Source organism: Paenibacillus sp. PCH8 (genome assembly GCF_002968835.1).
Classification (GTDB): Bacteria; Bacillota; Bacilli; order Paenibacillales; family Paenibacillaceae; genus Paenibacillus.
This window is the reverse complement of sequence record NZ_PKQK01000001.1, coordinates 824181-836431: the sequence shown is the minus strand read 5'-3', so window position 1 is coordinate 836431 and position 12251 is coordinate 824181. Positions and strand designations below refer to the sequence as shown.

Annotated in this window: 12 protein-coding genes and 2 pseudogenes; 6 read left to right on the top strand and 8 right to left on the bottom strand. The window is 48.0% G+C overall.

The window, feature by feature from the left end; all coding sequences use genetic code 11:
* Positions 1-397: 397 nt before the first annotated feature.
* From C0Q44_RS03630 to C0Q44_RS03615, 4 genes are all read right to left on the bottom strand, one after another.
* Positions 398-1048 (bottom strand): amino acid ABC transporter permease, encoded by a 651-nt coding sequence (locus C0Q44_RS03630; RefSeq protein ID WP_105406108.1) that lies wholly within the window; start codon positions 1046-1048, stop codon positions 398-400.
* 110 nt (positions 1049-1158) lie between these two features.
* Positions 1159-1881: an amino acid ABC transporter permease gene (locus C0Q44_RS03625; RefSeq protein ID WP_105406107.1), complete on the bottom strand. Its 723-nt coding sequence runs from the start codon at positions 1879-1881 to the stop codon at positions 1159-1161.
* Positions 1882-1987: 106 nt separating this feature from the next.
* Positions 1988-2818, bottom strand: coding sequence for a transporter substrate-binding domain-containing protein (locus C0Q44_RS03620; RefSeq protein WP_105406106.1), 831 nt, complete (start codon positions 2816-2818; stop codon positions 1988-1990).
* Between the two features lie 37 nt (positions 2819-2855).
* Entirely contained in the window at positions 2856-3584 is a 729-nt protein-coding gene (locus tag C0Q44_RS03615) for an amino acid ABC transporter ATP-binding protein (protein WP_105406105.1), read from the bottom strand.
* 476 nt (positions 3585-4060) lie between these two features.
* Between C0Q44_RS03615 and C0Q44_RS30730 the strand changes: the two genes are divergently transcribed.
* Together C0Q44_RS30730 and C0Q44_RS30725 are read left to right on the top strand one after the other, a co-directional pair.
* On the top strand, positions 4061-4822 hold the full coding sequence (locus C0Q44_RS30730; protein ID WP_258166158.1) for a glycoside hydrolase family 28 protein: 762 nt from the start codon (positions 4061-4063) through the stop codon (positions 4820-4822).
* The gene (locus tag C0Q44_RS30725) at positions 4717-5673 is read left to right on the top strand and encodes a glycoside hydrolase family 28 protein (protein ID WP_258166157.1); all 957 of its coding nucleotides are present in this window, start codon (positions 4717-4719) and stop codon (positions 5671-5673) included. The genes C0Q44_RS30730 and C0Q44_RS30725 overlap by 106 nt, the downstream gene beginning before the upstream one ends.
* A gap of 62 nt (positions 5674-5735) precedes the next feature.
* Here the strand turns inward: C0Q44_RS30725 and C0Q44_RS30035 are convergent, their stop codons facing one another.
* Both C0Q44_RS30035 and C0Q44_RS03605 read right to left on the bottom strand, forming a co-directional pair.
* A complete protein-coding gene (locus tag C0Q44_RS30035; protein WP_181150840.1) occupies positions 5736-5897 on the bottom strand; it encodes a hypothetical protein in 162 nt (53 codons plus the stop codon).
* Between the two features lie 155 nt (positions 5898-6052).
* Positions 6053-6904, bottom strand: coding sequence for a helix-turn-helix transcriptional regulator (locus C0Q44_RS03605; protein WP_105406104.1), 852 nt, complete (start codon positions 6902-6904; stop codon positions 6053-6055).
* 255 nt (positions 6905-7159) lie between these two features.
* On the opposite strand from C0Q44_RS03605, the gene C0Q44_RS03600 reads away from it, so the two are divergent.
* Positions 7160-7618, top strand: coding sequence for a cupin domain-containing protein (locus C0Q44_RS03600; protein ID WP_105406103.1), 459 nt, complete (start codon positions 7160-7162; stop codon positions 7616-7618).
* Positions 7619-7717: 99 nt separating this feature from the next.
* Here C0Q44_RS03600 and C0Q44_RS31710 read toward each other — a convergent pair.
* Positions 7718-7831, bottom strand: a pseudogene (locus C0Q44_RS31710) (sigma factor-like helix-turn-helix DNA-binding protein); the annotation flags it as partial.
* 45 nt (positions 7832-7876) lie between these two features.
* Positions 7877-8703, bottom strand: a pseudogene (locus C0Q44_RS03590) (aldo/keto reductase).
* A gap of 258 nt (positions 8704-8961) precedes the next feature.
* Here C0Q44_RS03590 and C0Q44_RS03585 point away from each other — a divergent pair.
* The 3 genes from C0Q44_RS03585 (at position 8962) to C0Q44_RS03575 (ending at position 12198) form a co-directional block, all read left to right on the top strand.
* Positions 8962-10218 carry a DUF445 domain-containing protein gene (locus C0Q44_RS03585; RefSeq protein ID WP_105406102.1) on the top strand — a complete coding sequence of 419 codons (1257 nt, stop codon included), beginning with the start codon at positions 8962-8964 and terminating at the stop codon, positions 10216-10218.
* A 374-nt stretch (positions 10219-10592) separates the two neighbouring features.
* A complete protein-coding gene (locus C0Q44_RS03580; RefSeq protein ID WP_146113419.1) occupies positions 10593-10874 on the top strand; it encodes a hypothetical protein in 282 nt (93 codons plus the stop codon).
* Between the two features lie 31 nt (positions 10875-10905).
* Entirely contained in the window at positions 10906-12198 is a 1293-nt protein-coding gene (locus C0Q44_RS03575; RefSeq protein WP_105406100.1) for a Tle-like phospholipase domain-containing protein, read from the top strand.
* Positions 12199-12251 lie beyond the last annotated feature (53 nt).

Genomic DNA, 12251 nt, shown 5'->3' with positions numbered 1-12251 from the left:
CGTTAGGTTGGAAAACGCCTCCACACTGGCCGATTAAGCTCATCTCGGTTCGTTAGAATCAAAAAGTGGCTCAAGCCTAGGCTAACCATAACCATAACCATAACCATAACCATAACCATAACCATAACCATAACCATAACCAGCAGACCTTTCGTTCAACAACAAGTTTGCTCAGGAACAAAGTTTGTTCAACAATAAACTTCAAAAACACAAAAACACAAAAACACCAAAACACCAAAACACCAAAACACCAAAACACCAAAACACCAAAAACACTAAAAAAATCCAAATCCACTGCTTACGTGGAATGGAGTTTTTTTAGTGTTTCTAAGGTAGGTTGTATTTCCTTGCTGATTCTGATCTTTTCTTTTTTAATGTTCGTATGTTCGTACCTTCCCTAGTTCATTCGTGCCTCAAGTCGCCGTGCAACGATGGAGAGCGAAAAGTTGATGACGAAATATAGCAAGGCTGCAAGCAGCAGGGCTGGAATGATGTAATCGAAGCTTTGGCCGCCCAGGATCTGCACGTTGTGCATCAGCTCCGGCAGGGAGATGATGATAGCGAGCGAAGTATCCTTCAACAGCGAGATGAACTGGCTTACCATCGGCGGGGACATGCGGCGTAGCGCCTGTGGCATGATGATGCCGCGTAGCGTCTGCATGTAACTCAGACCCGATGAACGGGCAGCTTCCACCTGACCGCGTTCAATGGACTTCAGACCGCTACGTACGATTTCAGCGATCATAGCGCCTTCGAACAGACTGAGTCCCACGACGGTGGACCAGAAGACCGACATTTTGATCCCGAGCTGAGGAAGTACGATGTGTATGAAGAAAATGATGAGCAGCAGCGGCAGATTTCGGATCGTATCCACGATGACCGCCACAATCTGTGACAGGATCGGTATACGTGTATAGCGTACCGTACCGAGCAGGGTGCCGAGTACAAAGCTGAATACGATCGATAGTCCCGCCACCTGTAAGGTTATGAGAAAGCCATGAAGCAGAAATCGAAGGTTGGGCCACTCATAGGCCCCGCTAAAGTCCATACATGATCAGCCTCCTTCTGTGCGCAGATGTGAACATATAAAAGATGGAACTTTGGAAGTCACGTATACCCGAAATAACCTGCGTCAAGTACAGCCTCAGTCTGTCACATTCACAGGGTAACCTGACCTGCCGGTTTGTTCTTCTTAGGTCTGCCCTTGGTGTTATGCGCCTCTGCATCGCTCTGTCCGAACCTGCGCTCCATATAATGGACCAGGAAGCTGAGCGGCAACGTTAGCACGAGGTAGAACAGCGCCACAATGGTGTATACGCTTAGCGGTTGGAACGTATCCGAGTTGACCAAGTCGGCAAAATACATCAGATCCATGCCGGCGACAACGGCGAGAATGGAAGAGTTTTTGACCAGATTAATGAACTGGTTGCCGATGGACGGCAGTACAATCTTAATGGCTTGGGGCAGAATGATCAGGTTCATGGCCTGTACGTAAGACAAACCGGACGATCTGGCCGCTTCCAGCTGACCCCGAGGAACCGTCTGAATCCCGGCCCGGATTGCTTCCGCAATGAAGACGGCAGTATATATGGTCAGGCCGAGCGTGCCTGAGACGAAACCGTCAAGAGAAATACCGAGAGCAGGCAGTCCGAGATAGAAGAAAAACACAACCAGTAGCAGAGGGATGTTTCGGATAAATTCCACGAAAGCTGTGCCGATCCAGTTCAGCGGTCTGACAGGGGATATGCGAAAGATCGCCAGAATTGCACCCAGGATAAAACTTCCAATCAGAGCCATCACACTCACTTGAATGGTATTCAGAAATCCCTCCATAAACCGATCCGAGTGTCGTATCAGTACGTTGAAATCCAGTGTGCCCATATAGGCGAAGCCTCCGTTCTCCAGCTGTAGAAACGAATCAGCGATGCGCCTGCTACATATCCAGCATTCAGCGGGCGCATCACCGCATCAAGATGGTTCTTCGAATTTACTCAGGCTTGGCACCCAGCCATTCCTCATGTAATGTATCGTATTCTCCGCTGTCCTGCATGCTTTTGAGCAGTGAATTCACTTCTGCTACGAAGGCGGTGTCACCTTTGCGAATTGCCATGCCGTAAGGTTCACTTGTGAAGTTGCCACCAACCAAATGGTAGCTGTCATCCGTCTGTTGCATGCCGATCAGGATGATGTTATCCGTGGTCAGAGCCTCGCCTTTGCCCGCTTTGAGCGCAGTGAATGCATCCTGATAGTTATCGAATTCGAGCACTTGGGCATCCGGCGCTTTCTCGCGAATGTTCTGGGCAGATGTGGAGCCTTTCACAGCAAGCACCTTCACACCGCTGAGACTTTCCAGGCCAGTAATCGAACTGTCGTTTTTTACGAGCAGAGACTGACCTGCCTCAAAATAAACATCGCTGAAATCCACTTGCTCCTTCCGCTCATCCGTGATCGTCATCGTAGCGATAATGATGTCAATGTCTCCGTTTTGCAGCATCGGAATGCGCGTTTTGGACGTAACCTCTTTCAGCTCGACCTTGGTCTCATCTCCAAGGATCTGTTTGGCGAGTGCTTTGGCGATATCAATATCGAATCCTTCCACGTTACCGCTGGCGGGATCTTTCAGACCAAACAGTTTCGTGTCGTATTTCACGCCGGCAATGAGTTTGCCACGCTCTTTGATCTTTTCGATCGTTCCATTGGCTTCGGCATCACCGCCGCCGCTCGTGGAAGGTGTATCCGTTCCTGTGCTACAGCCAGACAGTACAAGCGATAGAATGAGGACAAGCATCAACGACGGCCAATTTAACAGTTTCTTCATGAAAAGACCCCTTTTCTAAATGGAATATTGATTATTCTCAATGATGAATCAGACGGCTCAGGAACTGTTGTGCCCGTTCTTCTCTGGGGTTGTCAAAAAAATCGGCGGCGGTGGCCTCTTCTACAATTCGGCCTTCGTCCATGAAGATCACCCGGTCTGCCACTTCGCGGGCGAAGCCCATCTCATGGGTAACGACGACCATGGTCATGCCATTGTGGGCCAAGGAACGCATGACATCGAGGACTTCCCCGATCATTTCGGGATCGAGTGCAGAGGTAGGCTCATCAAAAAGCATGATTTTGGGTTCCATCGCGAGACCTCTCGCAATGGCTACCCGTTGCTGTTGTCCACCGGACAACTGGGAGGGGTAACTGTCGGCTTTGTCGGCGATGCCTACGCGGTTCAAGTACTTCATGGCTGTCGCGGCTGCCTGTTCTTTGGGTTGTTTACGCACCTTCACGGGTGCAAGGGTAATGTTATCGATGACTTTTTTGTGAGGATAGAGATTGAAGTGTTGAAACACCATACCGATGTCACGGCGGAAGAGGTTAATGTCCACCTTTTTCTGATGCAGAGGAATTCCACGGACGACGAGTTCACCTTCGGTGATGGTCTCCAGGCGATTAATACAGCGGAGCAGCGTACTTTTGCCAGAGCCGGAAGGCCCGATAATAACGACGACCTCTCCTTCTTCAATGCGAAGATGGATATCCTTGAGGACATGAAAATGACCGAAATGTTTCTGGACACCCCTAAATTCAATCAAGAGTACATTCCATCCTTTCTGCGATCATTATTTGAAAAGGTATAATAAGGAATATATTGAAATTCGTTATTTAATCATACATAGTCATCCTGCTTGTGGCAATTGATTTGTAATAAAACATGACATAAGTAATGTATTCGTAGGGCCGTAGCCAGTGTTTATGTTATATATTCGTAATGTTATTGAATATGTTGTGACGAATCCTGACAGAAAAATGAATCAAATTTCCTAGTTAATTTCCAACCGTTGGAATAGATGTATATAGTATACTTGGAGTGATGTTTAATTTATGGCTCTGATCAACAAAACAAATAACATCAAGTTCCAATCGCTCCTGGCAAAAAAGCTTAACCTTGTCCGTGATGCCATTGGTATGATGGAGCTAGAGAATGCCCGTCTGTAGTTAGCTCTAGAGTTAGTAAAGAAGTGTTGATCCATAACGAATCCAATACAGGTAGAGAGGATGATTCTGCACGATGAATACATATCACTCCCCATTGTCAACAGGAGCAGGTACCCCGTCTGATGTTCAAGCTTATGAAGTGAACTTACCTGTCATACCCACACAGGATTATCAGCTTAAAGACTATGGAGCTGTTGGAGACGGTGTAACGGATAATACCGAGATGTTTCAGCTTGCGATCGCGGCGTGTGCTGAAGCGGGAGGTGGCAGAATTATCATTCCTGCTGGCGTATGGCTCACGGGTCCGATTGTGCTGCGCAGCCGTATCGAGCTCCATGTGGAAGCGGGGGCGCTGGTTACGTTCAGCCGGGATTTTGATCAATATCCATTGGTTACATCAAGCTTCGAGGGCTGGCAGGCTGTGCGTTGCCAATCCCCGATTGAGGGTGATCAGCTGGAGGACATTGCGATTACCGGTGAGGGGATATGGGATGGAGCCGGTGAAGCCTGGCGTCCGGTTAAACGTTCCAAAATGACCACTCCACAGTGGAAACGATTGGTTGCTTCAGGCGGTGTGGTGGAGCAGTCTGGTGAAGATGAAGATATCTGGTGGCCTTCCGTGTCTGCGCTTGAAGGGGGGCGATTGCGAATCGTTTGCACTTGGAGCGGGTACGTGATGTGGCATCGTATGAGAAAGTCAGAGACTTTTTGCGCCCCAACATGGTCAGCTTGCGCAGATGCAAACGGGTTCTGCTGGATGGCCCAACGTTCCAGAATTCACCCGCATGGAATCTGCACCCTTGGGCATCCGAGCATGTCACCATTCGCAATGTGAGTGTACGGAATCCGTGGTTCTCACAGAATGGGGATGGGCTGGATATTGAATCTTGCCGCCATGTTCTGGTGGAGCAGAGTATATTTGATGTTGGCGACGATGCCATCTGTATGAAATCAGGCAAGGATGCCGAGGGCCGTGAGCTGGGTCTCCCATCGGAGTACATTACGATTCGGGACTGCACCGTGTATCACGGTCATGGCGGTTTCGTAATCGGCAGTGAGATGTCTGGTGGCGTGAGGCATGTGCGAGTGTCGGATTGTACGTTTATCGGAACGGACATTGGACTTCGCTTCAAGAGTGCGCGTGGGCGCGGCGGAGTGGTTGAGGATATTCAGGTGGAGCGCATCTATATGAAGGATATCATTATGGAAGCCATCTCGTTCTCCTTTTTCTATGCGAATCAAGAGGGGTCTGCCCGAGGGAGTGACCTGTCTCAGGAGATTAGTGAAGAGACGCCGGTGTTCCGGGATATTCGAATATCGGATGTGGTCTGTGCTGGCGCCGATACAGCGTTGCTTGTGAGTGGGCTACCAGAGATGCCTTTGGAAGGTGTGGTTATTGAGCGCTACAATGTGGAAGCCCGCACGGGTATCCAATGCGCTCAGGCGAAGCATCTGCGTATCACTGAACTGCAAGCACGCATTACTGAAGGTCCGCTGATTCATTTGCACCAGTGCAAAGGTGCGGAGTTGGAAGCGATTCAGGGCAAGGGTGCAGATGGTCGACTTCTGGTGGTCACAGGACATGAATCAGCAGGCATTGTGTGCCGTGAACGTGATGCAGATACAGAAGGTCGCCAGATCTCTGTTGGTCCCGAGGTACGAAGTGGTGTGATTATTCGCAGGTAAAAGGGACCTTGGTGTCAATCAATACCGAGGTGTACCGGAAGTAATGATAGTAATGTAGCGGTTTATAATAGTTGGTCAAACTGAGCCGCGGTGGCGTAGCCATAGATCCAGTAATCATGATCCTTCTCGATATAAGGAATGCGTAATCTCTGGAGCATGGCTACCCACTCGGCTTCCATATCCAATACCTCTGGCTCTACATAGCGTTCAACCAGTCGGAGCATCGGGGTTTCACCCGAATCCACTCCACGTTATAGAATGCAGTCTGAAGACTCAGCCAGTCCCCGAGATAGGTGACATCCTGCTTGAATGCTTAGGGATAGGGTTCTTGTTCCAATATGTTTTTAATTCCATGTGGTGTTATTCATGATGTGGTGATCTACCGGTGTTCCTTGCGATAGCGCAGCGGCGTTGTACCTGTGACCTGTTTGAATGTTTTATTAAAATGGGCCGTATGCTCAAATCCTACCTTCTCTGCGATCATTTGTACACGCTCTTGTGTGGAAAGCAGTCTTCGCTGTGCCTCTCGAACTCGAACCACACGCAAATATTCACTGAACCGAAATCCGGTAAACCGGCTGAACATCCGGCTCAGATAGGAAGGGCTGATGTAAAACCGATTAGCTGCTCCCTCCAGAGTGAGTGGTTCAGTATAGTTTCTATTCACATACGTGACAATTTCACTGATTTTGTCCTGCATCGGATGCAAAGGACCGGGGCATGATTGCCGAATGACCTCTTCCACCCGATGAATACGGATCAGAAGCTGGGCAAGCAGGCTTCTCACTGCGATCTCATAATGAGGACGGCGTTCTTTGCATTCTTGTAACATCTGCAACAGGATGCGTTCTATCTCAGGCTGCTCCGCCTCGGGTAGGCGAAGGAGTCTTGAACAACTAAAAGGCAGCAGGCCGCATATGCCGAGTTCCATCCCTGTTGCAAAAGTAGGTGAGAACCCGATTAGAATCCGTTCGAAGCCGGGATTGCTTCCTTTGGAAGTAGTATGTACATCGTGTGGATTAATCAGAATAAGATCACCTTTGCGTGCGGAGAAGATCTGACCATTCATCGAATACACCCGTTCACCTTCAAGCAGGTAATACAGTTCGTAGAAAGGGTGAGCATGAGGTTGTGGCATACCGTTCCCATCATGTCTGCGCATATGTTCAATGGTAAATGATTGTTCACCAATTCGATATTTGGGTCCAATCCGATCCTCTATGAGACTCATCGTACAGCTCCTCTCTGCTTCACGGATTAACAACGATATCCATATCATAACGGAAAATCCATCTTATTGTAAACGCTATCATTATGAGTGAGGCATATTCATAATCACGCAGGTCAATCTGGAAGAAGTAATCAGGTATGGTCGATGTGTGCTGTCAAGGTGACAAAACTTGAATGATGTTTTAGAGTAGGGAGAGAGAGGCAGACTCTGGATAGGGAGTGTCTCGAATATGATGTAGAAGGAAGGAAACAAGTTATGACGACACATGAATTATCGCCATTGGTTGCTGCACTTCAGATGCAGCCTCACGTTGAAGGCGGTTGGTATAAAGAAGAATGGAAGGCATCGTACCAGATCCCACAATCCGTTCTGCCGGACGCATACTCAGGCCCACGGTTCTCGGCAAGCTCAACGTATTTCCTGCTGCACGCACATGAGATCTCCGAGTGGCACACGGTGCTGTCGGATGAACTTTGGTTGTGGCACAGTGGCAGCCCGGTTGAACTGAAGCTGGGTGGCAACGGAGAGAACCCGGAGAACGAGGAAGTTCTCATTCTGGGTATGGATATTGCTGCGGGACAATCACCACAAGTGCTCGTTCCTGCCGGCGTATGGCAGACAGCGCGCCCACTGGGTGATGAGCCTGTGCTGGTAACTTGCGTGGTAGCGCCAGGTTTCCACTTTGATGATTTCAAGCTGGTATCCAAAGGTTAATCTTACGTTAATCTCCAAAATGGAAATCCCGATCCAGATTTCAAACATCTGAATCGGGATTTTTTGACTCACTCGTTTTAACTTGATGTTCAAATCCATTTTTAATTTATTAATAATCCGATAGAATTTCGACTTGACTGTGTTTTCCGATAGGGAAAGCACCTCGGCCATCTCTCGAAAACGCATATTCCCGAAAAACTTTAATATGATATAGGCTCCATCGGATTAATTTAGATTAACCATCTATAGACGCTTATTCTAGAAGTTAAAGTTGTCGGGATCGGAACCAAAGCGTCTATCTTCATTGAGGCCGTTAATCTGCTCGATCTCTTCAGAAGTTAACTCGAAATCGTATAGATCGGCGTTCGCGTGAATACGCTCAGGTGTAACAGATTTCGGTATGGTTACAATGCCGTTCTGCAGATCCCAGCGCAGAATCACTTGTGCCGGGGACTTGCTGTATTTGGCGGCGATGTCCTGAAGTAACGGATGATCGATCAGATGACCTTGTCCGAGCGGAGACCAAGCTTCGATCTGAATCTGATGTTTGTTGCAATACGTTCGAAGTTCCTGCTGAATCAGCAGGGGTGAAGCTCCACCTGATTTACAGCGGGTTTGATCGTGGCATCGATCATCAGATCTTCCAGATGGTGAATCTGGAAATTGCTCACACCAATCGCGCGGATGCGTCCTTCTTTATTAAGTTTTTCCAGCGCCCGCCATGTATCTTTGTACTTGCCTTTGACCGGCCAGTGGATCAGATAGAGATCCAGATACTCCAGTTCCAGTCGCTTCATGCTCTCTTCAAAAGCTGCAAGCGTGGATTCATATCCCTGGTCACTATTCCATACTTTAGTGGTAATGAACAGATCTTCACGGGCTACTCCAGACTCACGAATACCTTGAGCAACACCAGTTTCATTGTTATACGCTTTGGCTGTATCGATGCTGCGATACCCGGCTTGGATGGCCGTTTTGACTGCATGAACGACTTCGTCTCCGTCTTTAATTTTGAATACCCCAAAACCCAGCCATGGCATTTTGACTCCGTTATGGAGTGTCGTTGTGTCCTGCACATGTTTCATGGTCCGAAATTCCTCCTCTGATTCGATTCATTAAGTGCTTCCACTATGTCATTACCCTGCTGTCTGGCGACCAATCGATATTCTTTCCTTTTTCTACGAGCAGAGGTTTGGTTTTGAAGCGTATGGGTGATAAGATGAAGTATACGAAACAGGGTAGCTCAGATTTTTCTATTTTGAAGATTTTACATAATGAACAGTCAAAGTGCGGGAGGGCGTTAGTAGCTGAACCGCGCGATTAATGATAAAGGAGTAAGTGAAATGGCTAAACCTAAACAAACCAAAAAAGCAGCAGCCTGGTCTCTCGTGGTGATGGGAGCGGGATTTGCCGCATCATTACCGTTCCAGGGCGTTCCTGTGGGCAAGTTACTGGTAGGATCATTTGAAGCGGGACTCGTGGGTGGACTTGCGGACTGGTTCGCAGTCACAGCGTTGTTCCGTCATCCCCTCGGCATTCCAATTCCGCATACGGCTTTGTTGCCGAAAAATCGGGATAAAATGACGGAAGGTCTTGTTTCAGCAGTGGAGAACAATCTGCTCAACAAAGACAGCATCACCGAGAAAATTGCAGATTTCAAAGCAGCAGAGACGGTGCTCGATACGTTAACGCGTGAGCTTCACACCGATGGTATCAAGACGATGATTGATACGCTTTGCAAACGAATCTTGTCCGGCCTGCCTCTGGAGCAGATTGCCCCGCTGGTAGCGGGTGAAATTAAGGCACAGGCGGGTAACTTCGATCTGGGTCCGATTCTGGAACGGGCTTCCATTCAGATGAGCGAGCGGGGGTATGATTCGAAAGCGCTGGACTACGGTCTGAAACAGGCCGAGGAATGGCTGGTGAAACCCGAGACCGTGATTTTCCTGGGCGAAAGCGGAATGAAAGCGATCAGCGGAATCCAGATGAACGGATTAATGCAGTTTGCGATGAATGCATTCATGGGGTACATGAACGAGGAGCGTCTGGGTGGTATTTTGCAGGGGTATCTCTTCGAACGGGTGGAGGACATGAAACGTGAAGGCAGCGCTCTAAGGTATAAGGTGCTTGATATGGTCCGTACCCAGACGGTACGCTTGGCATTGAGTGAAAGTGTGCAGGAGGGGCTGAACGGCTGGAAGAACAACATGCTGGAGGGCTGGAACGCCGAGGAAACCGTGTTGAATAAGCTCACGGAGCTAAGGGACAAAGCACTTGCTGCCATGGAAGACGGACAGTATGTAGACACGTATGCACTGCCTGCCATTGAACGGGTGCTTGTCGATCTTCGTGCAGATCACGAATTGGTGGCTGGCATGAATGCCAAGATTGTGGACGGTGTAACGACACTGTTGGAGAAAAATCATTCCAAAATCGGCAAACTCGTGCGCGAAAATGTGGACAAAATGGATAATGCTACTTTGGTCTCCATGATTGAGGATAAGGTTGGACAGGATCTGCAATGGATTCGAATCAACGGGGCCGTTACCGGTTTTATCATCGGGATTGCGCTGACCGCGTTGCAAATGGTGTTGCAATAACATTGAAGTACGGCAAAAAGGAGAGCCGCTCTTTCGAAGAGCAGGCTCTTTTTTGTCGTTGGTGGGAAAATTACGATGTAATTGATGCAAGGATTAGGAAAGCGGGTAATGTACACCAAAGTGTCCTGGTTGAATCATATTAGGAAGAAAGATACATGAAAACGATCCTGTCAGCCGATGTGGCTCATGTTGATTTTGTACTATGATGCAGGTAACAGAATGAGAAGACATGAGTGAGTAATCCTGATTCAATGGGTGTACATATACATTGAAATCATAAGAAGAAGGTGAATGGTATGAGGCCAATACAAAAAAGGGTAAGTTTATTCTTTTTGATTGTGCTATCTATTTTTATTGTGGGAGGCTGTCAGAACATGAAAGAAAACGAGAAACAGGCACTATTTCAGGAAGCGGAGACGAGAGCAGTAAACTATTTCAAAGACAAGTATGAACTAAATGTGGTTATTACCAGCAAGGAGTTATTACCCGAAATGGCACTTGACTCTATCGCGATGGAAGGTCATGTGGTAGAGCAAGAGGATCAGGAGTTCACTATTTCATATGACTATAACGATAAAAAAATTAAAAATTTTGGCATGAGTCCTGCGATTAAAGCAGCCATTATTGCGAAAGGCTACGATCCTTTTGCCAAGTAGATTGTACTGATTCTTTGGAGGTGAACATAGCATGGGGGATGCACCACGAATTGATGATGAAACATACCGTCTGATGTCAGAACTGGCTTACGAAAATGCTAAAGCAGGTACGGAATATGCGAATCTACCAGGCTGGCAAGTACTTGAAGATACGCATGGTAACGGTTATTCCGGGTTTGATGCAGTGACCTTCTACAATCCGGAAACGGAGCAGGCGGTCATTTCTTACCGGGGAACAGAAGGAAGTGCCGGATGGGATCGTAAAGGGCTGGATTTTCTGGCGGATGGTCAGATTGCTATCCCGGAACTGGGTAGAAAAATTGAACAGTCTACCGATTTCACACCCGATTGGTTATCAGGTGGAATTCAAAAGGTAAAGGACGTCACCGGACTGACCCATGTGGATAATGCAATGGGTGAGCTTGATCGGCAGATTGATAAAAAGTTGAATCCTTTTCCAAATCAAATGTATGAAGCAGAAGACTATGCGAAGGATATGCAGAACAAATATAAGAATGTGGACTTCTCTTTGACCGGTCATTCGCTTGGCGGAGGGAATGCCCAATATGCCGCAGCGCATACCGGAATGACAGCAGTGACCTTCAGTGCTCCATCTGTTATCTCCAGCTTGACTCCATCCCTGAAACGAAAGGCAGAAGAGGGCGGATTCGATAGTCAGATCACAAACTTCGGTCACCCGGGTGATTTTGTTGCCAGTGGATTCTTTGGTGGATATGATCGTCATGTTGGTTCCATGTATTACATCAACTCCAATTACAAGGACATGAATGACAACATGAGTATGGGCGATAAGATGAGCAACACCTTTGGTGGTAAGGAGTATCATGATCTGAAGCAATATCAGTTCAAGAATGGTTATATTTCCAACGATCTGTACGACCCTACCACGGGTGAGAAAATCAATAAGACGCCTCGTGAGCCTTCCAATTTCATGACGGATCTTGCAGATGTTATGCGTAGTTTTGGTGCACAGACAAGCATGATGGTTGCAGGTATGGCCTCCTCGGCAGGAGCCTCCGGTCTGATTCAGGTAACGCCGGAAGAACTGAAAAGTGTCGCCTCCCGGTGGAAACAAAATGCTCAGCAATGCAACGCCGAGCTGAATCAGGTGCGAAACCGCATGGCTCAATACCTGCATACGAGCCGCAGTCGCAGGCTGGAACCGATCGTTACTCAGCTGGATGCATCCATTCATGAGCTTGGCACATGGCATATGAAACACACCAGCCAGTTCCTGAACTATATTGATGAGAAGGCGGATGCCTTTCGGCAGGCGGATGAGAGTCCGGTTCATTTTAATTAGATTCAAGTATGGTGAATTGAATCGATGAATCACGTACATAGGGGAGGGGAACA